Below are 25,087 nucleotides of genomic sequence, written 5' to 3'. Positions count from 1 at the left end.
GCTCAGGTGGAGCGGTTGCGGAGGGTGGCGGTGAAGCCCATGCCGCGCAACGCCTGCCCGACGACGTCGATGGAGCGGGCCAGCCGTACCAGCCGTGGCCCCTCCTCGCGGTAGACGTCCAGCACCGCCTCGATGGTGTGCGGCGGCAGGTGCGGCTTCAGGTCCACGGCCGCGTTCCTGTATCCCGCCCGCGCCGCCTCGATGGCGGCGTTGACGTGGTGACCCGCCATCGCCACGAGCGCGATCGGGTGCCGCCGCAGCACCTCGTAGGCGCGGTAGTCGGGCGGCACCGCGTCCAGCAGCCAGGTGACGGCCGAGTTCTCCCAGTCGGGCACGCTGGGTGGCCTGACCTCCGGCGGCCACTCAGGCGGAAGGTACATGAGCCCATCGTACTCATGTTCGATTGCTACGCTACCCGCCCATGACTCGTGTCCGTGATGCCTATGACTCCTTCGCCGTCGAGTACGCGGAGTTCGTCGAGGGAGTGCTGGAGAAGTCGCCGCTGGAGCGGGCGATGCTCGTCGTGTTCGCCGAGCTCGTGCGGGGTGAGGGACCGGTCGCCGACGTGGGGTGCGGACCCGGATACGCGACCGCTTTCCTGCGCGACCTGGGCGTGGACGCGTTCGGCATGGACCTGTCGCCCGGCATGGTGGAGCTGGCCCGTGCGGCCTATCCGGACCTCAGGTTCGAGCCGGGGTCGATGGAGGCGGTGGACGTCGAGGACGGCGCGCTCGCCGGGGTGCTGGCCCGCTACTCGATCATCCACACCCCGCCGGAGGAGGTGCCTGCCGCGTTCGCCGAGTTCGCCCGCGTGCTGGCGCCCGGCGGACACCTGCTGATCTCCTTCCAGGCGCACGACGACGGGGACGTGGAGGCGTTCGACCACACGGTGACGCTCGCCTACCGCTGGTCGCCGGATCGGGTGGCGGCGTTGCTGCGCGAGGTCGGGCTGGCCGAGGTGGCCAGGCTCGTCATCGCCGCCGACCAGGATCCGAAGCGCGGTTTCCCGCAGGCCCACCTGCTAGCCGCGAAGGCCAAGTAAGCGCTAGCTTTTGCGCCATGCGTGTACTCGTGACCGGCGCCTCGGGCTTCGTCGGCTCCCATGCGGTGACGGCGCTGCGCGAGGCGGGCCACGAACCGGTGCCTTTCGTGCGCAACCCCGAGAAGGCGCGGCGGGTCCTGGGTGATCTTCCAGTGGCGCGGGGCGACATCCGTGACGCGCGAGCCGTACGGAAGGCTCTGGACGGGTGTGACGCGGTCCTGCACGCGGCGGCGGACCTCGGGGTGACCGGGCACGCGGCCGACCTCGACGGAGCCAACGTCATCGGCCTGGAGAACGTGCTGGGCCAGGCCGTCGAGCTGGGCTGCGACCCCGTCGTGCACGTTTCGACGGTGGCCGTGTTCGTGCCGCCCAGCGAGCCGACGATCACCACGGAGAGCCCGCTGGCCAGCCCGAAGAACGGTTACGGCCGGTCCAAGGTCACCGGCGAGCGCTATGCCAGAGGGCTCGGCGGCGTCACCATCGTCTATCCGGGCGGGGTGGTCGGGCCTGGCCAGCCGACGCTGGACGCGCTCAACGAGGGGTTCCGCTCCGGGCTCAAGCAGGGCTGGCCGCTCGTGCCCGGCGGGGTGTGCGTCCTCGACGTACGGGATCTGGCAGAAGCGCTGGCCAGGTGTTTCGAGCCCGGAAGGGGCGCCCGCCGCTACCTCTTAGGAGGAAATTTCCTGACCTGGGCGCAGGTGGCGGCCCTCTGCGAGGAGGTCACCAGGCGAAAGGTCCGGACGTTTCCCCTGCCGGCGGGCCTTCTTCGCGGCTTCGGGGCCACCCTCGACGCGCTCAAGAAGGTCGTCAGGGTCGAGTATCCCCTCACCCGCGACGCCGCCGACTTCATGCTCACCATGGTCCCCACCGACGACACGGTCACGAAGGACGACCTCGGCATCACTCTCCGACCGGTCAAAGACACCGTTTCGGACACATTGCGCTGGCTTGCTGCCGAAGGTCACCTCGACGCCGCCAGAATCGGCAGACTGAGCTCGTGACGGAGAGGATCGGAGTCGTGGGGGCCGGCATCGTCGGCCTGGCGGTCGCCCGCGAGCTCGCGCGCACCAGAGGTGCCGAAGTGACCGTGCTCGACAAGGAGAACCGCGTCGGCGCGCACCAGACCGGCCACAACAGCGGCGTCGTGCACGCCGGCATCTACTACCAGCCCGGCTCGCTCAAGGCCAGGCTGTGCCGCGAGGGCATGGCGCTCATGCGTGAATACTGCGCCGAGCACGGCCTGCCGTACGACGAGGTCGGCAAGCTGGTCATCGCCTCGACAGGGGCGGAGAAGCCGAGGCTGAAGGCGCTCGCCGAGCGGGCCAGGGCCAACGGCGTGCCGGGCATCGCCGAGCTCGACGCGCTCGCGCTGCGCGAGATCGAGCCGCACGCCGTCGGCGTCGCCGCCGTGCACTCGCCGCACACGGCGATCTGCGACTTCCCTGCCGTCGCCCGCAGGCTCGCCCAGGATGTGGCAGATCTGGGCGGTTCCGTACGGCTCGCGCACCCCGTCCGCGCGATTCGCGAAATTTCCGGGAAGGTGGAGGTGCTGGCCGCCAAGCGCAGGTTCACCTTCGACCGCCTCGTGGTCTGCGCGGGACTCGGCACCGACGCCGTCGCGCGGATGGCGGGACACCGGGGCGAGGTGCGCATCGTCCCGTTCCGCGGCGAGTACTACGCGCTGGCCGGCCGATCGAGGGACCTGGTGAACGGCCTGATCTACCCGGTGCCCGACCCGCGCTACCCCTTCCTCGGCGTCCACCTCACCAGGAAGATCGACGGCGAGGTGGTCGTCGGCCCCAACGCGGTGCTCGCGCTCGCCTACGAGGGCTACCGCTGGCGCGACGTCAAAGATCTACCCAAGATTCTTTCCTGGCAGGGCACCTACCGCATGGCGAGGAACCACTGGCGCACCGGGATCAAGGAGGTCTACGGCTCGCTGGCCAAAGGCGCCTTCCTGCGCGCCGCTCGCCGGTACGTGCCAGAACTGACCGCGGCCGACCTCGTCCGCACCGAGGGCGGGGTTCGCGCGCAGGCGGTGGGCCGGGACGGCTCGCTGGTCGACGACTTCGTGGTTGACGTGCACGGACCCATCGCGCTCGTCCGCAACGCCCCCTCACCCGCCGCCACGTCAAGTCTGGCAATTGCCCGGCACATCGCCGGGATTGTTCCAGCACTGACCCGTTAAGGGCATTCTTAGATGCGATGGCCACCATGGAAGGCGTGGAAGCGCGCCTGTTGATAGTCGAGGACGATCCCAACATCCTCGACCTGCTCTCCGCGAGCCTGAAATTCGCGGGATTCGACGTCACCACCGCCAAGAGCGGGGTCGACGCGGTAGGGGCTGTGCAGCGGCACAGGCCCGACCTCGTCGTGCTCGACGTCATGCTGCCCGACATGGATGGTTTCGAGGTGGTACGCAGACTGCGCGGCGGCGGATCCGTCACGCCTGTCGTCTTCCTCACCGCCCGTGACGGCACGGAAGACAAGATCCGCGGCCTGACGATCGGCGGCGACGACTACGTCACCAAGCCGTTCAGCCTGGAGGAGGTGGTCGCCCGCATCAGGGCGGTGCTCCGCCGTACCGCTGGAGACCCGCAGACCCCGCCGCCCAGGCTCGTCTTCGCCGACATCGAGCTCGACGAGGAGAGCCACGAGGTGTGGCGCGGCGGCCGCCCTGTCTCGCTGTCGCCGACGGAGTTCAAGCTGCTGCGTTACTTCATGACGAACGCGGGCCGCGTGCTGTCGAAGCCGCAGATACTGGACCACGTCTGGGACTACGACTTCAGGGGCGAGGTCGGCATCGTCGAGTCCTACGTCTCGGTGCTCCGCCGCAAGATCGACAACCGCAATCCCCGGCTCATCCACACCCTGCGCGGCGTCGGATATGTGCTGAGAAATCCGCCTGGCCACTGATGGTCAGGCTCCCGCTCCGGATCAAGCTGATCGCCCTGATGCTCGTGCTCCTGGCGCTGGGCATGGGCGTCATCGGCGTCGTCAGCGTCTCGGTGCTGCACGGCTACCTGATCCAGCGGGTGGACCGGCAGATCGAGGTGCTCTCCGCCCGGATCAAGAACATGATCGAGCGCGAGCAGGAGCGGCTGTCCCAGGGCAAGCCGGCCGTCGACAAGCAGCCCATCATCGAGACCGACGCGATCGTCCTGCGCAGGACGCCCAAGGGCTTCGTCGCGCTGCTCGACGGCCGCGACGTCGACACGATGCCGTGGCCGCGCATCCCCGACGCGCGCGGCGAGACGGTCACCGTGGGCGCGGTCAGGGGCGACGGCCACTGGCGGGTGCGGGTGAGCGCCATCCCGGCGGCCACCTTCGTCATCGCCGTCGACCTGCAGGAGGTCGACGACATCACCAAGCAGCTCGTCTTCATCGAGCTCCTGGGCGGCGGCGGGGTCCTGCTGCTGCTCGCCGTCGTCGGCATCACGACCGTACGGCGGAGCATGCGCCCCCTCGCCGAGATCGAGCACACCGCTGAGGCGATCGCCGCCGGCGAGCTGGGCCGCCGCGTGCCGGACGGCGACCCGCGCACCGAGGTCGGCCGCCTGGCGGGAGCGCTGAACGGCATGCTCGCCCAGATCGAGGGCGCGCTCGCCGCCCGCTCCGCATCGGAGGCGGCAGCGCGCAGGTCGGAGGAGCGCATGCGGCGCTTCGTCGCCGACGCCTCGCACGAGCTGCGCACCCCGCTGACCGCGATCCGCGGCTTCGCCGAGTACGCCGGGCAGAACCCGGACGCCGACGCGGCCGAGCTCATGCAGCGCATCCACCAGTCGGCCGGGCGCATGAGCCTGCTCGTCGACGACCTGCTGTTGCTGGCCCGCGTCGACCAGCAGCGGCCGCTGCAGATGTGGCCGGTCGACATGCTCGCCCTGGCGGCGGAAGCCGTACAGGATGCCAGGATCCTGGCGCCCGACCGCGAGATCGGCCTCGACGTGGCGGGCGGCGCCGCGATGATCGTGTCCGGCGACGAGGTACGGCTGCGCCAGGTCATCGGCAACCTCATGACCAACGCGCTCACCCACACGCCCGAGGGCACCTCGGTCACCGTCCGGGTCGGTTCGCAGGGCGACCGGATCTACCTGGAAGTGGCCGACAAGGGGCCAGGGCTGACCGCCGAGCAGGTGGAGCGCATCTTCGAGCGGTTCTACCGCGCGGACTCCGCGCGCTCGCGCCGCTCGGGGTCAGGCGGTAGCGGCCTCGGGCTGGCCATCGTGCAGGCGCTCGTGCACGCGCACAACGGGACGGTGACCGTGAACAGCGCGCCGGGCGCGGGCACGACGTTCCGGGTGGAACTCCCACTCGCCTTGGAGTGAGCCTTCAGCTATTCCTCAGGTGACTGAGGGATCGTGGCCTTGTGACTTCTCCTGAGGCACTGATCCTGGTGGTGGACGACGAGCCCAGCATCAGGGACCTGCTCTCGGCCAGCCTGCGCTTCTCCGGGTTCGAAGTGGTGACGGCGGCCGACGGCGGCGAGGCGCTGCAGATCGCCGAGCGGGTGACGCCCGACCTCGTGCTGCTCGACGTCATGCTGCCGGACGTGGACGGGTTCGAGGTGGCCAAGCAGCTGTCGGCGCCCGTGCTGTTCCTCACCGCGCGCGACGGCACGGACGACAAGCTCACCGGGCTGGGCATCGGCGACGACTACGTCACCAAGCCGTTCAGCCTGGAGGAGGTGCAGGCCAGGATCCGGGCCGTGCTCCGCCGTACCAGGGGAGAGACGGCCCAGGCGGCCAAGCTGCAGGTCGCGGACCTGATCCTCGACGAGGACCTGCGCGAGGTACGGCGGGCCGGCCGGCAGGTGCACCTGTCGCCGACGGAGTTCAAGCTGCTGCACTACTTCATGACCAACGCGGGCCGCGTGCTGTCGAAGGCGCAGATCCTCGACCACGTGTGGAACTACGACTTCGGCGGCGACGCGGGCGTGGTCGAGTCGTACGTCTCCTACCTGCGGCGCAAGGTCGACGACGTGGAACCGCGACTCATTCACACGCTGCGAAGCGTCGGCTACGTGCTCAGGGAGCCTCCGCCGGGCTAGCGTGGCGGGTATGGATCTACTGGGCGCGTTGCAGGAGCTGCGGCGTCGCCTCGATGGCGAGCTGTTCCCGCTCGCGATCGGCGACGTGACAGGTGACAGGCGCGCGCTCAGGGAACTGACCGGGCAGCTGGACGACTACCTGCTGCCCCGGCTGCGGGCGATCGACGCGCCGCTGCTGGCGGTGGTCGGCGGGTCGACCGGGGCGGGCAAGTCGACGCTGGTGAACTCGCTGGTGGGGGAGGACGTCTCAGAGCCGGGCGTGCTGCGCCCGACCACGCTGGCGCCGACGCTGGTGGTGAGCCCGTCGGACTCCGCGTGGTTCTCCGGGCAGAACGTGCTGCCCGGCCTGCCCCGCGTGACCGGTCGCGGCGAGCCTGGGACGTTGCGGGTGGTGACCGCGTCGCTGCCGCCAGGGCTGGCGCTGCTCGACGCGCCGGACATCGACTCGGTGGTGACGGCCAACCGCGAGCTGGCGGCGCAGCTTCTCGCCGCCGGTGACCTGTGGTTGTTCGTCACCACGGCGGCCCGCTATGCGGACGAGGTGCCGTGGAGCTTCCTGCGTTCCGCACGCGAACGTTCGACCGCGCTGGCCGTGGTGCTGGACCGGGTGCCCGCCGAGGCGCTGGGGCCGGTGGCCGCCGACCTGTCGCGGCTGCTGGAGGCCAACGGGCTGGGGGACACGCGGCTCTTCACGGTGCCCGAGATGGTGATGCCCTCCGAGAAGGCGCGGCTGCCCGTCGAAACAGTGGCGGAAATTTCCGGATGGCTGACGGGGCTGGCCGCCGACGCCTCCTCCCGCGCCCAGGTCGTACGGCAGACGCTGATCGGCGCGCTGGAGAGCCTGAGCTCGCGCGTGCCCGCCCTCGCCGACGCGGTGGAGCGGCAGCAGGAGGGGTTCGCGGGGCTCGGCGCCCTGGTCGACGCCGCCTATGCGGACGGGATGGCGCGGTTCGACGAGGGGATGCGGGACGGCTCGCTGCTGCGTGGCGAGGTGCTGGCGCGCTGGCAGGACTTCATCGGCACCGGTGACCTGATGCGGTCGCTGGAGAGCCGGGTCGGCTGGTTGCGCGACAAGGTGGTGGCGCTGTTCACCGGCCGTCCTGCCGCGTCGTCCGAGCTGCGGGTGGCGCTGGAGAGCAACGTGGCCGCGCTGATCAGGGGAGCGGCCGACGGCGCCGCAGAGCGCTCGCTCGAAGGCTGGTCGGCCGCGCCTGGTGGGGCGGCGCTGCTCGACTCGCTCGGTGCGGTGACGGCGTCGCGGCTGGGACGCGCCTCGCCCGACCTTGGTGCGTCGGCCGAGGCGCTGGTGCGCGCGTGGCAGGACTACGTGCTCGACCTCGTGCGGCAGGAGGGCGCGGCCAAACGGACGACGGCCAGGGTGGCGTCGTTCGGGGTCAACGGGGCCGGGTTGCTGCTGATGCTGGCGGTGTTCGCCTCCACGGGCGGGCTGACGGGTATCGAGGTGGGCATCGCGGGAGGGACGAGCTTGCTCAGCCAGAAGCTGCTGGAGGCGATCTTCGGCGACCAGGCGGTGCGGACGCTGACCACGCGGGCTCGCGACGACCTGCGGGCGCGGGTGGTGGACCTGCTGGAAGTCGAGTCCCAGCGGTTCTCCAGCGTGCTCGCCACGGTCGGGACGCCGCAGGACACCGCCGCCGCACTGCGCTCGGCCGCGGGTGAGATCGCCGCGCACCGCATGGAACTACCCGCCGGTTCTGGGGAGGGCGCGTGAAGGTGTTGCGGCGCAAGGAAGGGCCCACCCTCGACGACCGGCTGACCGCGCTGGCCGAGGCGGCGTCGCTGGCGGAGGGGCGCCTGCCCTCGTCGGCTGTGGAGGACGCCCAGGCCGTGGTGTCACGAGCAGGGGTACGGCGGAGCCTGTCGGTCGACCACACCGTGGCAGCGCTCGCCGGGGCGACGGGCAGCGGCAAGTCGTCGTTGTTCAACGCGCTCGCCGGGGACTCGCTGGCCGTCGTGGGCGTCACCAGGCCGACGACCGCCAACGCGCAGGCTGCGCTGTGGGCGGGCGAGGGGTCAGGCGCGCTCCTGGAATGGCTGGAGGTGCCCCGGCGGCACGAGGTGGATTCCTCCGCCGACCTTTCCGGGCTGGTCCTGCTGGACCTGCCCGACCACGACTCCATCGAGCTGGCGCACCGGCTGGAGGTCGATCGGCTGGTGGAGCTGGTCGACCTGCTGGTGTGGGTGCTGGATCCGCAGAAGTACGCGGACGCTGCGGTGCACGAGCGTTACCTGCAGCCTCTTGCCGCGCATCGTGACGTCATGGTGGTGGTGCTCAACCAGATCGACCGGCTGCCGGGGGACGCGGCCGAGCGGTGCCTGACGGATCTGCGGCGGTTGCTGGAGGCCGACGGGCTGGCCGGGGTGCCGGTGCTGGGCGTTTCCGCGCGGACCGGGGCGGGGATCACCGAGCTCACGGCGTTGCTGTCCGAGCGGGTGAGCAAGCGCCGCTCGTGGGCGGAGCGGTTGGCCGCCGATGTGAGCACCGCCGCCACCCACCTGTCCACCGACGCGCCCGTCGAGGTGCGGTCTGTTGATGGGCTGGAAAAGCCGCTGGCCGTGGCGCTGTCGGAGGCGGCTGGAGCTCCCGTGGTCGTGGCGGCGGTGGGCAAGGCACACCGGCACAGGGCGGTCGTGGCCACCGGGTGGCCGGTCACGCGGTGGTTGCGCAGGTTCCGCCCTGACCCGCTGCGCAGGCTGCGGATCGGCAACGTCTCCCGGCCCGCGCTCCCCAAGCCGCTTCCCGCAGGGGACGACGTCGTGGGGCGCACCTCGCTTCCCGCGGCCTCCGCCGTACAGCTCTCCAGGGTGGAGACGGCCATCAGGGACGTCGGCGAGCAGGCCGCCCGCGACCTCCCACCCCCCTGGGCCGCCGCCGTGCGCAAGGCCGCCAGGTCCAACACCGACCGCCTCCCCGACGCGCTCGACAAGGCGGTAGCGGTCACCTCGCTCGGCGCCGCCCGCCCGCCCCGCTGGTGGCGGGCGGTGGGCGTGCTGCAGTGGCTCGTGTTCGCCACCATGCTCGCCGGAGCCCTCTGGCTCGGCGTCCTGTTCGCCCTCGACTACCTGCGTCTGCCCGACCCGCCGACCCCGACCGTGCTGGAGATCCCGTGGCCCACGGTGCTCCTGGTGGGTGGCGCGCTGGCGGGCGTGGTGATCGCGCTGCTGTCCCGCCTGGCCGCCTGGCTCGGCGGCAGGCGCAGGTCGCGACAGCTCGCCAGAGCGCTGCGCAGGAGCATCAGGCAGGTGGGCCAGGACCTGGTGCTCACCCCGGTGCGGGAGGAGCAGAGCAGGTACGAGGCGTTCTCCAGGGCGATCACGACGGCTCAGTGAAAGCGCACCGGCATGTGCTTGATGCCGTTGATGAAGTCCGAGCGCATCCGCCTGACCGGGCCGGTGTGCTCCGCTGAGGGGAAGCGGCGGACCAGCTCCCTGATCATGCACGTGATCTGGAGCCTGGCCAGGTTGGCGCCCAGGCAGAAGTGCGGGCCGCCGCCGCCGAACGTCACGTGGTCGTTCGGGGTGCGGTGGATGTCGAAGGTGTTCGGCGCGGCGAACACCTCCTCGTCGTAGTTGGCCGACGCGTAGAACGTGACCACCTTCTCCCCGGCCGCGATCGCCTGCCCGCGCAGCGTCGTGTCCCGCGTCGCCGTACGCCGGAAGTTGTGGATCGAGGATCCCCACCGCAGGAACTCCTCCGTCGCGCTGCGCCACAACACCTCGTCGGCGAGGTTCGCGCGCAGCTCGCGATAGGCGTCCGGGTGCGCGATCAGCGCGCGCATGGCGTGCGCGATGAGGTTGCGCGTGGTCTCGTTGCCCGCCACGCAGAGGATCACGAAGAAGGAGTCGATCTCCTCCCTGGTCAGCCTGTCGCCGTCGACCTCGGCGTTCACCAGCGCGGTGAGGATGTCGTCGCGCGGGTTCTGCCGCCGGTCGTCGACGAGCGCGTCGCAGTAGGCGAAGATCTCGGCCGCGGCGATCTCGCCGTCCTCGGGGGTGGTCCTGAAGTCGGGGTCCTGGAAGCCGACCATCCGGTTCGACCAGTCGAAGATCAGGTGGTGGTCCGCCTCGGGCACGCCGATGAGGTCGCAGATCATCTGCAGCGGCAGGTACTCGGCGACGTCGGTGACGAACTCCACCTCGTCCCTGTCGCGCACCGCGTCGGCGATGCGTTCCGCCCTGGTCTGCACGGTGGCCGCCAGCTTGGCGATCGTCTTCGGGGTGAACCCGGCGCTGACGAGGCGGCGGTAGCGGCTCTGCTTGGGCGGGTCCATGTTGAGCAGCGTGAGGCTGGCGATCTCGATGAACTCGGGCGTCTGGGTGCGGATGAACGTGGTGCCGAGCTCGGTGGACCAGGTCTGGGCGTCCCGGCTGATCGCCTTCACGTCCTGATATTTCGTGACAGCCCAGAAGCCGCTGTCGCCGGGGACGTCGTGCCAGAAAACCGGGTGGTTGCGACGGAGATACATGAACTGGTCGTGCGGGACGTCGGCTTCCCAGGCGTCTTCGAGCAGGTTGATCTGCACGGAATGCTCCCTTGATTGGCGCGAATTCAGGGAATTTCAGGGAATGAGAAGATCGCGGAGGGTCTCCACAACGGCGTGGGCCTCCACGGCGGGCGGATCCAGGCGGTGTTGTACGGCACAGCCGATGAGCACCCCGAGCACGGCGACAGCCGTCTGCTCGGGCGAGCGCCGGAGTGGAACCCCGGCCACGGTGGCCCAGTCGGCCAGTCCTTCCGCCAGTCGGGCACGGATGTCTGCGTAACGCCTTGCCAGCGGTTCGCCGATCGCGGGATCGCGCGCGCCGTGCAGCCACAGCTCCAGCTCAAGCAGGAGCCATGACGCACCGCGATCCCCGTCCGTGCGGGTGAGTACGTCGAAGAGGGCAGCCAGCCGGTCGTCGAACTCGGTGATCTCCTCGAATCCGGCGAGCAGGTCGGCCGCTGTCTGGTCCTTCCACACCTCCAGGAGGGCGAGCAGGAGTCCTTCCTTGCCGCCGAAGTGGTTGTAGAGCGCCCCGGTCGTCCGTCCGGCCGCGTCGGCGACCGCCTCGGCCGAGACGGCGTGGAACCCCTTGGCGGCGAACAGGTCGGCGGCCGCGTCGATCAGCCGGGCACGCGTCTCCGCCCGCCGCTGATCCTGCGTCGCCACCGGATGCCCCCAGAAATATTGGAGTCCCTACATATATCGATAAGCCGATATTAACTCCGGCGAAGGGTGCTGGCTAGACATGCGCCGACACCGACGAAGAGGGCGGCGGCCAGGAACGGCCAGCCCCGCCCCATGTGCTCACCGATGACCCCGGCGACCCCCGACCCGGCCGCCGCCCCCGCCCCGGCGGCGGTGGAGATCCACCCGAACGCCTCGGCCTGCGCGGACGGCGCCAGCTCGTCCACGAGCAGCGAGCTGGTCGTCAGCACCGGGTTCAGCGCGATCCCCGCGACGAACAACACGGCGGCGAAGACCGGCAGTGAGTCGATCAGTACGAGCGGTCCCAGCGCGACCGCCATGGCCAGCAGCAACACCACCAACCGGGTCCTCGGCGACCCCGGCCACGGGCGCGCGCCGTACCCGGCTGCCCCCGCGATCCCGCCCAGCGACAGGGCGGCGACCAGCACCCCGGTGGCCGCAGGAGCGCCCTGGGCGGAGGCGAGCGCGGGCAGGCCGACCTCCAGCGCCCCGATCGTGCCGCCGAGCAGGAGCACCACCGCGAGCAGCACCACCATGCCCCGGTGCGCGAACACGCGCCCCCTGACCTGGTCGCTCCGCCGTACCCCGGGAGGCATGGACGCGGCGAAGGCCAGCGTGCCAGCGCCCGCCAGGCCCGCGACGAGCCCCAGGGCGGGGGAGGCGGAGGCCAGCGCGATCATCAGGCCGAAGATGAGCGGCCCGATGAGGATGGCCAGTTCCTGCACCAGGTAGACCAGGCTGTAGGCGGCCGTGCGCGCGTCGTCGGGCACCCGCCTGCCCCAGACCAGCCGCATCGCCACCGACACCGGCGGCAGCCCAGCGCCCGCCACCAGGGCCAGCGCCACCATCAGCCAGCCTTCCGTCGCCAGCAGGAGTCCCACCAGCGCGCCCACGTGGACGATCGCCGTGGCGACCAGGACGCCGCGCGGCCCCCTGCTGTCCATGAGCCGCCCCTGGACCGGCCTGGCCAGGCCGGTGCCCAGCGAGCACGCGGCGGCCGACAGCCCGGCGAGCACCAGGGATCCGGTGGCCTGCTGCACGACCAGCACCATGCCGACCGGCGCGACCTGCTGGGTGAGCTGGGAAAGGAAGCCGAAGGCCGCCTGCGGCGCGATGCCCGGCAGGCGGAGTAAGCCGATCACGTCAGGTCGCCCGAGATGGCCTGCAGCGCCTCGATCAGCGGCTTGAGCAGCGGATGCGCCTCCATGCCCCGCCGTACGGCAGCGAACACCCGCCGCTCCGGGCCGGGGACCTGCCGGACGACGACGTGCGACAGGTCCAGGTCGCGCAATGCCAGCCGGGGGACCAGCGCCACGCCGGCTCCCGCGCCGACCAGCGCCACCACGGCCCTGAAGTCGTCGGAGGAGTGCACGAACGACGGCGTGAACCCCTCGCGCTCGCAGGCGAAGGTGATCACGTCGTGCACCGGGTTGCCCGGGTGCGGCCCGATCCACGGCTCCTCGGCCACGGAGGCGAGCCCGCCCAGATCGGACGGCATGACCAGGTCGAACGGCTCCGCGTACAGCGGAAAGCGGGTGAGCCGCTGGTCGCCGGGCGCGCCGCGGTATTCCACGGCGATCGTCAGGTCGGCCTCGTCGTCGAGCAGCATGGCCAGGCCCTGGTCGCCCTCGGCGTCCCTGACCCTGATCGACAGTCCGGGCGCGGTCGTCCGCAGGGCGCTCAGCGTGGGGGCGAGCGCGGCGCTGATCGCGGTGGAGAACGACGCCACGGTCACCTCTCCTGCCGTGCCCGTGGTGTAGGCGGCGACCTCGGCCTCGGCGCGTTCGAGCTGGGCGAGCACCTCGTGGGCGTGCGCGAGCATGATCCGCCCGACCGCGGTCAGCCGGACCCCGCGCCCGTCGCGGGTGAGCAGCCGGTGGCCCACCTCGTGCTCCAGCGCCGCGAGCTGCTGCGACACGGCCGACGGGGTGAGGTGGAGCGCGGCAGCGGCGGCGGTGACGGTGCCGTGGTCGGCCACCGCCTGCAGCGTGCGCAGCCGCCGGGTGTCTATCACCCCTTGAGGATAGTATTCCGACTCTTCCGATAGGTTATAGTGGGTTTTGTCCCCTAATGAAGGAAAGAAGCCATGTGGTCATCCAGAGTGCGGTCAACAGCGGTGGTGGGCGTCGCCATGCTCGCCCTCGGTGCCTGTGGCGGCGGTGAGAGCCCGACGAGCAACGCGAAGGCCGACGGCAAGCCCGTCGTCGGCGGCACCCTCACCTACCTGGAGCACCAGCCGCCGACCTGCCTTTACCTCCCGGCGGCGGGCTTCTATCCCAACGGCGGGCTGCTCAACCAGCTCACCGACAAGCTCACCTGGCAGAACCCCAAGACGCTCGAGATCGAGCCGTGGATCGCCGAGAGCTGGGAGGTCAACAAGGACGCCACGGAGTACACCTTCCACCTGCGCAAGGGCGTGACCTTCAGCGACGGCAGCCCGCTGGACGCTGCGGCGGTGGCGGCCAACTTCGACGTGTACGGCCTGGGCGACACCGCTCTGAAGCTGCCTCCGGCGGAGTTCGTCAACAACTACGAGCGCAGCGAGGTCGTCGACCCGCAGACGGTGACGTTCCACTTCAAGCAGTCCTCACCCGGCTTCCTCCAGGGCACGTCGGTCATCGGGGCGGGGCTCGTCTCCCTCTCCACGATCAAAAAGCCGTACGAGGAGCAGTGCCAGCTCAAGAACGTCGTCGGTTCTGGCCCCTTCACGGTCGCCAAGCAGATCGTGGACAAGGAGATCGACCTGGCGGTGCGCAAGGACTACAACTGGGCGCCGAAGAACAGCGAGCACCAGGGCCGCGCCTACCTCGACGCCATCAAGATCATCGTGACGCCCGAGGACAACGTCCGCGTCGGCGCGCTGACCTCGGGCCAGGCCGACTACGTGCGTTACGTCCAGGCCTACGACGAGCAGACGGTCAAGAGCGCGGGCTTCACCATCTACGCCGAGCCCACCAGAGGCGTCAACAACGGCCTCTACCTGCGCCCGGCCAACAGCATCCTCAAGGACATCAGGGTGCGGAAGGCGCTGCAGAAGGGCACGAACGCCAAGGAGGTCGTCGACACGCTCTTCACCCCGAGCTACCCGCTGGCCACCAGCGTCCTGAGCAAGCTCGCCCAGGGCTACGTGGACCTGTCGGCCAAGTTGACCTACGACCCCGAGGGCGCGGCCAAGCTGCTCGACGAGGCGGGCTGGGCGCTCAAGGACGGCGTGCGCGAGAAGGACGGCGTCAAGCTGCAGCTCGGCGTCTTCGTCGCCGGCCCGCAGCCACTGTCCAAGCAGACCCTCGAACTCGTCGCGCAGCAGTGGTCGAAGCTCGGCGTGAAGCTGGAGATCCGCCCGGCCGACTCGGGCACCCAGGCGGTCGACATCAAGAACGCGGAGAAGACCGCCGTCGCCCACGCCATGGTCGGCCGCGCCGACCAGGACGTGATCAAGTCCCACTTCCACACGAAGAACCGCGACGTGATCCTGTCCAACGACCCCAAGCTCGACAAGCTCCTCGAAGAGGAGTCCGCGCTCGCCGACAAGGACCAGCGCAACGCCAAGGTCGCCGAGATCCAGAACTACGTGATCGACCAGGGCTACGCGATCCCGCTGTTCGAGGAGCCCCAGGTGTACGGCGTGGCCCCCAACGTCCACGGCGTCGCCTTCGAGGCGGTGGCCAGGCCGAGCTTCTACAACGTGTGGAAGTCGTGAAGCGGGTCGGGCAGTCGGTGCTGGTGTTGTGGGTGGCCTTCACCGCCAGCTACCTCCTGCTGCAGGCCCTGCCTGGCGATTCGATCCTGATCAAGTTCCAGAATCCGGAGCTGGGGTTGTCGCCGCAGCAGATCGCGGAGATCCGGGAGTACTACGACGCGGGTGGATACATCCACACGTTGCTGGGGTTCGTCCGGGGGGACTTCGGCTACTCAGTGGAGACCGGCACGCCGGTGATCGAGCGGCTGGCCGAAGGGTTGCCGTCCACGGGGCTGCTGGCCTCGCTGGCGTTCGTGCTCGCTGTGGTGCTCGCGTTTGCCATCGCGTTCGCTTCTGCGTACAGCTCTCGGTTGCGTGGGGCGCTGCTGGCGATCCCGTCGTTGTTCGTCTCGGTTCCGGCGTTCTGGCTGGGGATCCTGCTCATCCAGATCTTCTCCTTCCGCCTGCGGCTGGTGCCGGTCATCGGCGGGACCGAGGTGCAGCAGCTCATCCTGCCCGTGCTGACGCTCGCCGTACCGATCTCCGCGCCCATCGCCCAGGTGCTCGCGCGCAGCCTCGACCAGGTCTCCACCCAGCCGTTCGTCGGCGTCGTGGCGGCCAAGGGCGCGTCGCGGTCGTGGATCCTGTGGCGGCACATGGCGCGCAACGCCTTGCTGCCGACGCTGACCGTGGCCGGGCTGACGTTCGGCGAGCTGATCGCCGGGTCGGTGGTGACCGAGACGGTGTTCGGGCGCAACGGCATCGGCAGGCTCACCGAACAGGCGGTCAACGCGCAGGACACCCCGGTGCTGCTGGCCGTCGTCGTGCTGGCGACGACCGTGTTCGTGCTGGTCAACCTGATCGTGGACCTGCTGTATCCGGTGCTCGACCCCCGGTTGTCGTCATGAGGGCGCTGTCGTGGCTGGTCATCGGCCTGGTGGTGTTGTGGGCCGTCGCGCCCTGGCTGTTCACCGGGTACGACCCGATCATCGGCGTGCCCGCCGAGAAGTTGCAGGGGCCGAGTCTCGCGCACTGGTTCGGGACCGACGCCGTGGGGCGTGACCTGTTCGCGCGGGTGATCTACGGGGCCGTGCACTCGCTGTCCGGTGCGTTCGTGGCCGTCGCGGTCGGGCTGGTGCTGGGGACGTTGCTCGGGCTGCTGGCCGGTTCCGTCGGCGGGTTCGCGGACGCGGCGATCATGCGGGTCGTGGACGTGCTGCTGTCGGTGCCCGGCCTGCTGCTGGCGCTGACGGTGATCATCCTGCTCGGGCCAGGGACGGTGAACGTCGCGATCGCGGTCGGGGTCGGCTCCGTCGCGGCCTTCGCCCGCGTCGCCAGGTCCGAGGTCGTCAGGGTCCGGCGCACGGACTACGTCGAGGCGGCGTTCGGCAGCGGCGGCAGCTTCGCCGCCGTGTTGTGGCGGCACGTGCTGCCCAACTCGCTCGGCCCGGTCATCGCGCTGGCCGCGCTGCAGTTCGGGGTGGCGATCCTGGCGATCTCCACGCTCGGTTTCCTCGGTTACGGAGCCGAGCCGCCGACGCCCGAGTGGGGGCTGCTCATCTCCGAGGGACGTAATTACCTGGCGACGTCCTGGTGGCTGACCACGCTGCCCGGCGCGGTGGTGGTGGCCGTGGTGCTCGCCGCCAGCCGGATCAGCCGATCACTGGGGAGGTCGTGATGGCCCTGCTCGACGTCAGGGATCTGTCGGTGTCGTATGGCTCGCGCGTGGCGGTCGCGTCGAGCACGTTCAGCGTCTCGGCTGGCGAGGTCGTCGCGGTCGTCGGAGAGTCCGGCTCGGGGAAGACGACGACGGCGAACGCCGTCATCGGGCTGGTTCCCTCGTCAGCCGGTCAGATCCTGCTCAACGGCACCGACATCGCGGGCTGGTCGTCGCGGCGGATGCGGGCGATCCGTGGCGCGCAGATCGGGCTCATCCCGCAGGACCCGGCCAACTCCCTCAACCCGGTCAAGACCGTCGGCGCGCAGATCGGCGAGACGTTGCGCATCCACGGGGTGCGTTTGGATGTCCGCTCCCGTGTGATCGAGCTGCTGGAACGGGTCGGCCTTGGCATCGAGCATTTCCGGAAATATCCGCATGAACTATCCGGTGGGATGCGCCAGCGGGTGCTCATCGCCAGCGCCATCGCCCTGCGGCCGCAGCTGATCATCGCCGACGAGCCGACCAGCGCCCTTGACGTCACCGTGCAGCGGCGCATCCTGGATCTCATCGACGACCTGCGCAAGGAGTACGGAACGGCGGTGCTCCTGGTCACGCACGACCTCGGTGTCGCTGCCGACCGCTCGGACCGGCTCGTGGTCATGAAGGACGGCCGCATCGAGGAGCAGGGGCCGACCCGCGAGGTGCTCGCCACCCCCTCGGCCTCCTACACCAAGCAGCTGCTGCACGACGCTCCTGCGCTGTCGGCGCGCCCGTTCCGCGCTCCGGTCGAGAGCGAGCCGATCATCGTGGTGCGCGACCTGGTCAAGGAGTTCAAGGGGTTCCGCGCCGTCGACAACGTCTCCTTCGAGGTACGGCGGGGCACCACGCACGCCATCGTCGGCGAGTCGGGGTCGGGCAAGACGACCACCGCTCGGATGATCACCCGCTTCGAGAAGCCTACGTCGGGCGAGGTGACCATTCACGCCGACGGCGCCTTCCGGCGGAACGTGCAGCTCGTCTACCAGAACCCGTTCGGTTCGCTCGACCCCCGGCAGACGATCGCCGAGATCGTGGGGGAGCCGCTGCGCAACTTCAAGCTGGGTGACCGTACGACGGTGGCGAAACTGATCGAGCGGGTCGCGCTCCCCTCCGACGTGCTCGGGCGCAAGGCGCGCGAGCTGTCCGGCGGGCAGCGCCAGCGGGTCGCCATCGCCCGCGCGCTCGCCGTCGACCCGGCGGTCGTCGTGCTGGACGAGGCGGTCTCGGCGCTCGACGTGAGCGTGCAGGCGCAGATCCTCGACCTGCTCGAAACGCTGCAGAACGACCTCGGGCTCACCTACCTGTTCATCTCCCACGACCTGTCGGTCGTGCGGCAGATCTCGCACACCGTTTCCGTCATGAACAAGGGACGCATCGTGGAATCCGGCACCACCTCGCAGGTCTTCCAGGACCCGCAAGACGACTACACGCGCGAACTGCTCGCCGCCCTGCCCGTGGGGGTGGCGTCATGACCAGGCGGCTGGGGTTCTTCACCCGGCTGCTCGACGCCGTGCCGCCGGCCGAGCGTTACCGGCTGGCCCTGGAGCAGATCGCCTTCGCTGAGCAGGCCGGGTTCGACACCGCGTGGGTGGCGCAGCACCACTTCAGGGAGTCGGAGGGCGGGCTGCCGGCGCCGCTGGTGTTCCTCAGCCACGCCGCCGCGCGGACCAGCACGATCCGCCTCGGCACCGGCATCATCACGCTGCCGCTCGAACACCCGCTGCGCGTCGCCGAGGACGCGGCGGTGCTCGACCTGCTGTCCGGCGGGCGGTTCGAGGTGGGGGTGGGCAGCGGCGGCACCCCCTCGTCGTTCGAGCCGTTCGGCCGGGTCAGTGCCGAGCGGGCCGCTGTCTACGCGGAGCACCTGGCGGTGCTGGTCAACGCGTGGTCGGGCGGCGATCTGGGCGGCGGCAACACGCTGTATCCCGCCGCGCCCCGGCTGCTCGACGCGATCTGGGAGGCGACGTTCTCGGTCAGCGGGGGCGAGCGGGCCGGGCGTTCCGGCAACGGGCTGATGCTCTCGCGCACCCAGCCCCGACCGGCCGACGCTCCAGGTTTGACGCTGGCCGAGATCCAGAAGCCGATCGTGGACGCCTACTACGAGCACCTGCCCGCCGGGGTGGTCCCGCGCATCGTGGCCTCGCGGACCGCGTTTGTGGCCGACACGCGGGCCGAGGCCTACCGGTACGCCGAGATCGGGTTGGCACGGGCCGTGAAGAACTTCGAGCTGGCCGGGTTCCCCGTTCCCGACTCTCCTGACCTGGGCCAGCTCATCAAGGCCTTCGACGTGCACGTCGGGAACCCCGACGACGTCATCGAGAGCCTGTCGGCAGATCCGACGCTCGACCGGGTGACTGATCTGGTGTTCCAGGTGCATTCCGTGGACCCGCCGCACCCGTTGATCCTCCGTTCCATCGAGTTGCTGGCGACCGAGGTCGCTCCGGCGCTCTCCGTAGAAGTGAGCAGGCTATGAGTTATGAGTGGTGATGTGATCGACCAGCTGGCGGGGATCGAGCCTGGCTCGGCCCTGGACGTGCTGCGCGCCCGGCGTCCCGACGCGCGGGAGTACGCCCAGGCGAGCTACGAGGCGCTGTTCTGCCCGGAGAACGACGAGGGCGTGACGCTGCTGGAACGCGACGCGATCGCCGCCCGCGTGGCCGAGCTGCACCAGGACGCCGGAGCTGCCGCGTTCTACCGGGAGCGGCTGGAGGAGCTGGCTCCCGGCGGCGTCGAGCCCGACGAGCGCCTGGCTGCCGGACTGGCGCACGCCGAGCTGCTGGTGCTCCGTCCCAGCGAGGCGTCGCCCCAGGCGTTGAAGGCTCTCGACGACGCGGGGTGGTCCACCACGGAGATCGTGACGTTGTCGCAGCTCGTCGCTTTTCTGACCTTCCAGATCCGGTTGGTCGCCGGGCTAAGGAGTCTGGCGTCATGACGTTCACGGCTTTCACCCAGGAGCAGATCGGCTGGACACCGTGGCTCGAACCGTTGACCACGCTCAACGAGGAGCAGGAGGAGGCGCTGGTCGACAAGGCCCGCGCGGCCTCGCCGTACTTCCGGCTGCTGGCCCGCGACCCCGCGATCCTGCACGCGCGGACCAAGACCGACAACGACATCTTCTACAACGCCGACGGCGGGCTGCCGCGCGCCGAGCGGGAGCTCGCCGCCACGGCCGTGTCCCGGCACAACGGCTGCGTGTTCTGCGCGTCGGTGCACGCCCGCTTCGCCTCCCACTACTCCAAGCGCACCGCCGACGTGCAGCGGCTGCTGGACGACGGGGTCTCGGCTCCGCAGGAGCCGCTGTGGCGCGCCGTCGTGGACGCCTCCGTGGCGCTGACCGCCGAGTCCTTCTCCCCTTCGCACGTCGAGGCGCTGCGCGCCGAGGGCCTCGACGACCTTGCCATCCTTGACACCATCCAGGCGGCGGCCTTCTTCAACTGGGCCAACCGCCTCATGCTCTCGCTGGGAGAACCCTCATGAGTGAACTCGACCACCTTGTCTACGCGGTGCCCTCCCTTGAGGAAGGGGTCGCGTGGTTCGCCTCCGTCACCGGGGTGACCCCGGCCAAGGGCGGCAGCCATCCTGGCGGTACGGCCAACTACCTGGTCAGCTTCGGCCCGACGTCCTACCTGGAGATCATCGGCCCTGACCCGGCCTGGGAGGGGGAGCGGCCCCGGGCGTTCGGCCTGGAGTCGTTGACGTCCGCGCGCCTGGCCGCGTGGGCGATCCACCCCGCCGACATCGACAAGACCGTACGGCAGGCGCGGGACGCCGGTTACGACCCGGGCGACGTGGAGCCGCTGTCGAGGCGCAAGCCGGACGGCACGCTGTTGGAGTGGCGGCTGACCAGGCGCGAGGACCCGGCGGCGATCAGGCCGGTGCCCTTCCTCATCGACTGGGGGACCACGCAGCACCCGGCCGACTCCGGGCTGCCGAGGGTGGAGCTGGTGTCCTTCACCGCCACGCACCCGTCGCCCTCCGTCTTGCTCGCCGACCTGGCGGCTGTGGGTGCCGCGTTGGAGGTCACCGAGGGGGAGTCTGTCTCGCTGACCGCGGTCCTTTCCACGCCGAAGGGGCTGGTGACGCTGGCATGAGCAGCCTTCGCGAGTACCTGTCGCAGAAGCGGGACGCGCTGCTCAAGCGGCGGGAGTCTTCTGACGGCGCTCCGGTGCCGCTGCACGCGCACGTCACGGCGGAGGGGCGCAGCGGGGTGCGGCGGATCAGGATCAGGGACTTCCAGATCCTCAGCGACAGCGGGCCCGACTTCGCGGGCTACGACCTGGGGCCCGGCTCGCCGGAGTTGCAGGCGGGCGTGCTGGGGAGCTGCGTCACGCACATCTTCCTGATCAAGGCGGCCGAGCTGGAGGTGCCGCTGGACTCGCTGGAAGTGGACGTGCGGGCGGAGTACGACCCCCGGGCGCAGTCGCCGGACAACGCCGACATCCCGGTGTATCCGCAGAACTTCCGGTATGAGGTGCAGATCTCGTCGCCCGCTTCCGACGAGGACCTCGCGCGGCTGCACGCCGAGGTGGAGCGGGTCTGCCCGATCCTGAACCTGCTGCGCAACCCGCAGGAGATCAAGGGCGCGGTGGTCCGAGTGCCTTAGCGCACCGGCCGTAACGGCGGCCGACCCCGCACGCCGGCCGACCGTGCCCCTGGACAGGGCCCAGCCACCTACGGTGCCTGGGCCCTCGTCGGCTCCGCCGTACCTTAAAAGGGCCCAACCGTGTGACCCCTCACCTCTAGAGCGCCTGGAACCCCATCTCTGGTCCTCTCCTTATTAGGGGAGAGAGATTCAGTCCGGGAGGTCATTCTGTTAGGAGCTAAGAGGTTTGTCGTGCCTGGATGAAGGCGGCCACCGCGCGGTCGACGTCGTCCGTCGAGTGGGCGGCGGAGAGCTGGACGCGGATGCGGGCCTGGCCGTGCGGCACGACCGGATAGGAGAAGCCGATCACGTAAACGCCCAGGTCCAGCAGGCGGTCGGCCATCGCGCTCGCCTCGGCCGCGTCGCCGATCATCACCGGGGCGATCGGGTGGTCGCCGGGCAGGATGTCGAATCCGGCCTCGGTCATCTTCTCCCGGAACCTGGCGGTGTTGGCGCGCAGCCGGTCGCGCGACTCGCTGGAGGTCTCCAGGATCTCCAGGATCCGCAGCGAAGCAGACGCGATCACCGGAGCCAGCGAGTTCGAGAACAGGTACGGCCTGCTCCTCTGCCGCAACAGCTCGCAGATCTCCCTGCGCGCCGCCACGTAACCACCGGAAGCCCCGCCCAGCGCCTTGCCGAGCGTGCCGGTGATGATGTCCACCCGGTCGGTGACCCCGTGCAGCTCCGGCGTGCCGCGCCCGGTCGGGCCGACGAAACCGACCGCGTGCGAGTCGTCCACCATCACCATGGCGTCATACCGGTCAGCCAGGTCGCAGATCTCCCGCAACGGCGCGACATATCCGTCCATCGAGAACACGCCGTCGGTGACGATCAGCCTGCGCCGCGCGTCCGACGCCTCCTTGAGCCTCGCCTCCAGCTCGGCCATGTCCCGGTTGGCGTACCGGTAACGCTTGGCCTTCGACAGCCTGATGCCGTCGATGATGCTCGCGTGGTTGAGCGCGTCGGAGATCACCGCGTCCTGCGCGTCGAGCAGCGTCTCGAACACGCCGCCGTTGGCGTCGAAACACGAGCTGTAGAGAACGGTGTCCTCCATGCCCAGGAAGTCGGACAGGCGGGATTCGAGCTCCTTGTGCACCTCCTGCGTCCCGCAGATGAAGCGCACCGACGCCATGCCGAAGCCCCACCGGTCGAGCGCCTGCTGGGCGGCTGCGATGACGGAGGGATTGTCCGCCAGGCCGAGGTAGTTGTTGGCGCAGAAGTTGAGCACCTCGTGGCCGTTGACGCCGACCGTGGCGCTCTGCGGGGTGGTGATGACGCGCTCGGGCTTCAGCAGCCCGGCCTCGGTGATCTCGTCGAGCGTGGCACGAAGATCGTCGCGAACGTTGCCGAACATCCCTAGTTGCTCCAGTCCATGATGACCTTGCCGGTCCGGCCGCTGGCCGCCGTGTCGAAGGCTTCGTCGAAGTCGCGGTAGGAGAAGCGGTCGGTGATCACGGGAGACAGGTCGAGGCCCTTCTCCATCAGGACCGACATGTTGTACCAGGTCTCGAACATCTCGCGGCCGTAGATGCCCTTGATGGTGATCATCGAGGTGACGACCGTGGCCCAGTCGATGGCGAACTCCTCGGCGGGCAGCCCCAGCATGGCGATCTTGCCGCCGTGGGTCATGCTGCCGATCATGTCGCGCATGGCGCGCGGGTTGCCGGACATCTCCAGACCCACGTCGAATCCCTCGCGCATGCCGAGTTGCTTCATGCCCTCCTGGATGGAGCTCTGCGCCACGTTGAGCGCCAGGCTGACGCCCAGCTTCCCGGCCAGGTCGAGCCGCTCGGGGCTGACGTCCGTGATCACCACGTTCCGCGCGCCGACGTGCGTGGCGACCGCCGCCGCCATGAGCCCGATCGGCCCGGCGCCCGTGACCAGCACGTCCTCACCGACGAGGGGGAACGACAGGGCAGTGTGTACGGCGTTGCCGAACGGATCGAAGATGGCGGCGATGTCAGGGTCGATGGGCGACTTGTGCACCCAGACGTTGGTGGCCGGAAGCGTGACGTACTCGGCGAACGCCCCGTCGCGGTTCACCCCCAGCCCGATGGTGTTGCGGCACAGGTGCCGACGTCCCGCCTTGCAGTTGCGGCACTTGCCGCAGACGATGTGCCCCTCGCCGCTGACGAGATCGCCCACGGAGATGTCCTCGACACCAGGGGCAACTTCCACAACCTCGCCGGAGAACTCGTGCCCGACGATGAGCGGCGGCCTGAGCGTCTGGCGCGCCCAGTCATCAAATTTCCGAATATGCAGGTCGGTGCCGCAGATCCCGGTCCGCAGGACCCTGATCAGCACCTCGCCGGGCCCCGTCGTGGGCTCCGGCACCTCCAACAGTGACAGGCCCGGCTCGGCCCGCTCTTTGACCAGCGCTTTCATCCCAACCCCCCAATGGCAGCCTACGCTTCTCGCCTTCTCCGCAAGGCACTGTGCCGCCCAGCGGGGCAGGGTGTCCATCGACCTTTGCTTAACCCCATCCACACATCCCCTTCACGCTCCGCCCCCTTCCCACCCCGACCCCTGCCACACGTGGCATTTTGAAAGAAGGTTTATTAAGTACAATGGCCCGATGCGACATCAGAGTGGCGACGCCTCCCTCCTGCGCCGGCTCAACTCATCGGCCATCCTGCGCATCCTGCGCGAGGCGGATGTCGCCACGCTGACGGAACTCGCCAGGGCGGCCCGAGTCTCCCGGCCCACCGTCGAGGTCATCATCGAGGAGCTGCTCGCCGACGGCTGGGCGGAGGAGTGCGACGACGAGCCTGGCGACAGGCAGCGCGGCCGTCCGGCCAGGCGCTTCAGGTTCCGCGCCTCGGCCGGCCACGTGGTCGGCGTGGGCGTCGGCCACTCCAGCGTCCGCGCGATGGTCGCGGACCTCAACGGCACGATCGTGGCCGTGCGCAAGCAGCCGCTGCCGCTCAACACCCCGGCGGACGAGCGGCTCGACGCCATCGTCGAGCTGGTGTCGCTGGTCACCGGCGAAGCGGACCTCGATGTGCGCCAGGTGAGCGCCGTCGGCGTCGGCACCACGGGCGTCGTGAACGAGGCGGGCCAGGTGGTCAAGAGCATCGCCCTGCCCGGCTGGACGGGCCTCGACCTCCAAGCCCTGCTCGCCGCCCGCATCCCGGCCCCGGTGGCCGTCGAGAACGACATGCGGCTGGCCGTACTCGCTGAGCACTGGCGCGGCGCCGCACGGAGCTGCGACAACGTGGTCTACCTGTTCACCGGCGACCGCATCGGCATGGGCCTGCTCATCGGCGGCGTCCCCTACCGGGGCGCGCACGCCGCCTCAGGCGAGATCGGCAAACAGCCGAACGACAACTGGGTCGCCTTCCGCCACGTCATGGACTACGCGATGTCGGCTGAGCCGGGCGAGCTGCGCTCCAGCAGGCAGAGCGCCGAGTTCGCCATCGCGCGGGCGAGGACGGGCGACGAGCGGGCGCAGGAGGCCGTCAGGGAGTTCGCCTGGGGCCTCGCGGCCGGCCTGATCACCGTGGTCAACCCGCTGGACCCGGAGATGGTGGTGATCGGCGGAGCCCTGTCGATGGCGGGCGACCTGCTGGTGCAGCCGATCCAGGAGCGGCTCGACGAGTACTGCCTCTACCCGCCCAGGGTCGTGGCGTCCGCGCTGGGGAGCGAGTGCATCACCCTGGGCTCGGTACGGCTGGCGCTGAACCACGCCGAGCGGACCCTCTTTACGATGCCCGGTTGAAGATTCCTGCATAACTTTCCCGTTACGGGCTCGTCGCCGACCTGCATCGA

At 70.0% G+C, this 25,087-nt stretch carries 25 protein-coding genes; 18 read left to right on the top strand and 7 right to left on the bottom strand.

Translation table 11 applies throughout. The features are described from left to right. Positions 1 to 2: 2 nt before the first annotated feature. Positions 3 to 380: a hypothetical protein gene (locus ACIBG8_RS49890; protein WP_397350386.1), complete on the bottom strand. Its 378-nt coding sequence runs from the start codon at positions 378 to 380 to the stop codon at positions 3 to 5. Between the two features lie 41 nt (positions 381 to 421). Between ACIBG8_RS49890 and ACIBG8_RS49885 the strand changes: the two genes are divergently transcribed. The 8 genes from ACIBG8_RS49885 to ACIBG8_RS49850 are packed head-to-tail and all read left to right on the top strand — an operon-like array spanning position 422 to position 9,440. Next, entirely contained in the window at positions 422 to 1,042 is a 621-nt protein-coding gene (locus ACIBG8_RS49885) for a class I SAM-dependent DNA methyltransferase (protein WP_397350385.1), read from the top strand. A gap of 17 nt (positions 1,043 to 1,059) precedes the next feature. Beyond that, on the top strand, positions 1,060 to 2,043 hold the full coding sequence (locus ACIBG8_RS49880) for an NAD-dependent epimerase/dehydratase family protein (protein ID WP_397350384.1): 984 nt from the start codon (positions 1,060 to 1,062) through the stop codon (positions 2,041 to 2,043). Beyond that, a complete protein-coding gene (gene lhgO, locus ACIBG8_RS49875; RefSeq protein WP_397350383.1) occupies positions 2,040 to 3,230 on the top strand; it encodes an L-2-hydroxyglutarate oxidase in 1,191 nt (396 codons plus the stop codon). Before ACIBG8_RS49880 ends, lhgO begins: the two co-directional genes overlap by 4 nt. Before the next feature lie 26 nt (positions 3,231 to 3,256). Then, entirely contained in the window at positions 3,257 to 3,958 is a 702-nt protein-coding gene (locus ACIBG8_RS49870) for a response regulator transcription factor (protein ID WP_397350474.1), read from the top strand. Further along, a complete protein-coding gene (locus ACIBG8_RS49865) occupies positions 3,958 to 5,367 on the top strand; it encodes an ATP-binding protein (RefSeq protein WP_397350382.1) in 1,410 nt (469 codons plus the stop codon). Before ACIBG8_RS49870 ends, ACIBG8_RS49865 begins: the two co-directional genes overlap by 1 nt. Before the next feature lie 41 nt (positions 5,368 to 5,408). After that, positions 5,409 to 6,089: a response regulator transcription factor gene (locus ACIBG8_RS49860; RefSeq protein ID WP_397350381.1), complete on the top strand. Its 681-nt coding sequence runs from the start codon at positions 5,409 to 5,411 to the stop codon at positions 6,087 to 6,089. A 10-nt stretch (positions 6,090 to 6,099) separates the two neighbouring features. Continuing rightward, the gene (locus ACIBG8_RS49855) at positions 6,100 to 7,821 is read left to right on the top strand and encodes an ABC transporter (protein WP_397350380.1); all 1,722 of its coding nucleotides are present in this window, start codon (positions 6,100 to 6,102) and stop codon (positions 7,819 to 7,821) included. Further along, the gene (locus tag ACIBG8_RS49850) at positions 7,818 to 9,440 is read left to right on the top strand and encodes a GTPase (RefSeq protein WP_397350379.1); all 1,623 of its coding nucleotides are present in this window, start codon (positions 7,818 to 7,820) and stop codon (positions 9,438 to 9,440) included. Before ACIBG8_RS49855 ends, ACIBG8_RS49850 begins: the two co-directional genes overlap by 4 nt. Here the strand turns inward: ACIBG8_RS49850 and ACIBG8_RS49845 are convergent. From ACIBG8_RS49845 to ACIBG8_RS49830, 4 genes are read right to left on the bottom strand one after another with little or no spacing between them, the layout of a single operon-like run. Further along, the gene (locus ACIBG8_RS49845) at positions 9,434 to 10,633 is read right to left on the bottom strand and encodes a cytochrome P450 (protein WP_397350378.1); all 1,200 of its coding nucleotides are present in this window, start codon (positions 10,631 to 10,633) and stop codon (positions 9,434 to 9,436) included. The two genes, ACIBG8_RS49850 and ACIBG8_RS49845, sit on opposite strands and share 7 nt — an antisense overlap. A 36-nt stretch (positions 10,634 to 10,669) precedes the next feature. Beyond that, positions 10,670 to 11,260: a TetR/AcrR family transcriptional regulator gene (locus ACIBG8_RS49840; RefSeq protein WP_397350377.1), complete on the bottom strand. Its 591-nt coding sequence runs from the start codon at positions 11,258 to 11,260 to the stop codon at positions 10,670 to 10,672. A gap of 50 nt (positions 11,261 to 11,310) precedes the next feature. Continuing rightward, positions 11,311 to 12,441: an MFS transporter gene (locus tag ACIBG8_RS49835; protein WP_397350376.1), complete on the bottom strand. Its 1,131-nt coding sequence runs from the start codon at positions 12,439 to 12,441 to the stop codon at positions 11,311 to 11,313. Further along, positions 12,438 to 13,313, bottom strand: a complete 876-nt coding sequence (locus ACIBG8_RS49830; RefSeq protein ID WP_397350375.1) for a LysR family transcriptional regulator — start codon at positions 13,311 to 13,313, stop codon at positions 12,438 to 12,440. The genes ACIBG8_RS49835 and ACIBG8_RS49830 overlap by 4 nt, the downstream gene beginning before the upstream one ends. 72 nt (positions 13,314 to 13,385) lie before the next feature. Here ACIBG8_RS49830 and ACIBG8_RS49825 point away from each other — a divergent pair, with 72 nt between their 5' ends. Genes ACIBG8_RS49825 through ACIBG8_RS49785 form a run of 9 tightly spaced genes read left to right on the top strand, consistent with a single transcriptional unit; the run spans position 13,386 to position 21,280 of the window. After that, complete coding sequence (locus ACIBG8_RS49825) at positions 13,386 to 14,999, top strand: TIGR04028 family ABC transporter substrate-binding protein (protein ID WP_397350374.1); 1,614 nt, start codon at positions 13,386 to 13,388, stop codon at positions 14,997 to 14,999. After that, positions 14,987 to 15,886, top strand: a complete 900-nt coding sequence (locus tag ACIBG8_RS49820) for an ABC transporter permease (protein ID WP_397350373.1) — start codon at positions 14,987 to 14,989, stop codon at positions 15,884 to 15,886. The genes ACIBG8_RS49825 and ACIBG8_RS49820 overlap by 13 nt, the downstream gene beginning before the upstream one ends. After that, positions 15,883 to 16,656, top strand: a complete 774-nt coding sequence (locus ACIBG8_RS49815) for an ABC transporter permease (RefSeq protein WP_397350372.1) — start codon at positions 15,883 to 15,885, stop codon at positions 16,654 to 16,656. The genes ACIBG8_RS49820 and ACIBG8_RS49815 overlap by 4 nt, the downstream gene beginning before the upstream one ends. Next, complete coding sequence (locus ACIBG8_RS49810; RefSeq protein WP_397350371.1) at positions 16,656 to 18,149, top strand: dipeptide ABC transporter ATP-binding protein; 1,494 nt, start codon at positions 16,656 to 16,658, stop codon at positions 18,147 to 18,149. Before ACIBG8_RS49815 ends, ACIBG8_RS49810 begins: the two co-directional genes overlap by 1 nt. Beyond that, positions 18,146 to 19,150, top strand: coding sequence for a putative FMN-dependent luciferase-like monooxygenase (locus ACIBG8_RS49805; RefSeq protein ID WP_397350370.1), 1,005 nt, complete (start codon positions 18,146 to 18,148; stop codon positions 19,148 to 19,150). The genes ACIBG8_RS49810 and ACIBG8_RS49805 overlap by 4 nt, the downstream gene beginning before the upstream one ends. A gap of 3 nt (positions 19,151 to 19,153) precedes the next feature. Next, positions 19,154 to 19,609, top strand: a complete 456-nt coding sequence (locus ACIBG8_RS49800; protein ID WP_397350369.1) for a CMD domain-containing protein — start codon at positions 19,154 to 19,156, stop codon at positions 19,607 to 19,609. After that, a complete protein-coding gene (locus ACIBG8_RS49795; protein ID WP_397350368.1) occupies positions 19,606 to 20,154 on the top strand; it encodes an alkylhydroperoxidase domain protein in 549 nt (182 codons plus the stop codon). Before ACIBG8_RS49800 ends, ACIBG8_RS49795 begins: the two co-directional genes overlap by 4 nt. Further along, entirely contained in the window at positions 20,151 to 20,768 is a 618-nt protein-coding gene (locus tag ACIBG8_RS49790) for a VOC family protein (RefSeq protein ID WP_397350367.1), read from the top strand. Before ACIBG8_RS49795 ends, ACIBG8_RS49790 begins: the two co-directional genes overlap by 4 nt. Then, positions 20,765 to 21,280: an OsmC family protein gene (locus ACIBG8_RS49785; protein WP_397350366.1), complete on the top strand. Its 516-nt coding sequence runs from the start codon at positions 20,765 to 20,767 to the stop codon at positions 21,278 to 21,280. The genes ACIBG8_RS49790 and ACIBG8_RS49785 overlap by 4 nt, the downstream gene beginning before the upstream one ends. 217 nt (positions 21,281 to 21,497) lie before the next feature. Here ACIBG8_RS49785 and ACIBG8_RS49780 read toward each other — a convergent pair whose 3' ends face one another. Together ACIBG8_RS49780 and tdh are read right to left on the bottom strand one after the other, a co-directional pair. Further along, a complete protein-coding gene (locus ACIBG8_RS49780; RefSeq protein ID WP_397350365.1) occupies positions 21,498 to 22,673 on the bottom strand; it encodes a glycine C-acetyltransferase in 1,176 nt (391 codons plus the stop codon). 2 nt (positions 22,674 to 22,675) lie between these two features. Further along, positions 22,676 to 23,704 (bottom strand): L-threonine 3-dehydrogenase, encoded by a 1,029-nt coding sequence (tdh, locus tag ACIBG8_RS49775; protein WP_397350364.1) that lies wholly within the window; start codon positions 23,702 to 23,704, stop codon positions 22,676 to 22,678. A 190-nt stretch (positions 23,705 to 23,894) separates the two neighbouring features. On the opposite strand from tdh, the gene ACIBG8_RS49770 reads away from it, so the two are divergent. Beyond that, positions 23,895 to 25,037: an ROK family protein gene (locus ACIBG8_RS49770; protein WP_397350363.1), complete on the top strand. Its 1,143-nt coding sequence runs from the start codon at positions 23,895 to 23,897 to the stop codon at positions 25,035 to 25,037. The last annotated feature ends 50 nt before the right edge of the window (positions 25,038 to 25,087 follow it).

Origin of the sequence: Nonomuraea sp. NPDC050556, from assembly GCF_044457355.1 — a bacterium.
Taxonomy (GTDB): Bacteria; Actinomycetota; Actinomycetes; order Streptosporangiales; family Streptosporangiaceae; genus Nonomuraea.
This window is presented reverse-complemented; position numbering and strand designations above follow the sequence as displayed.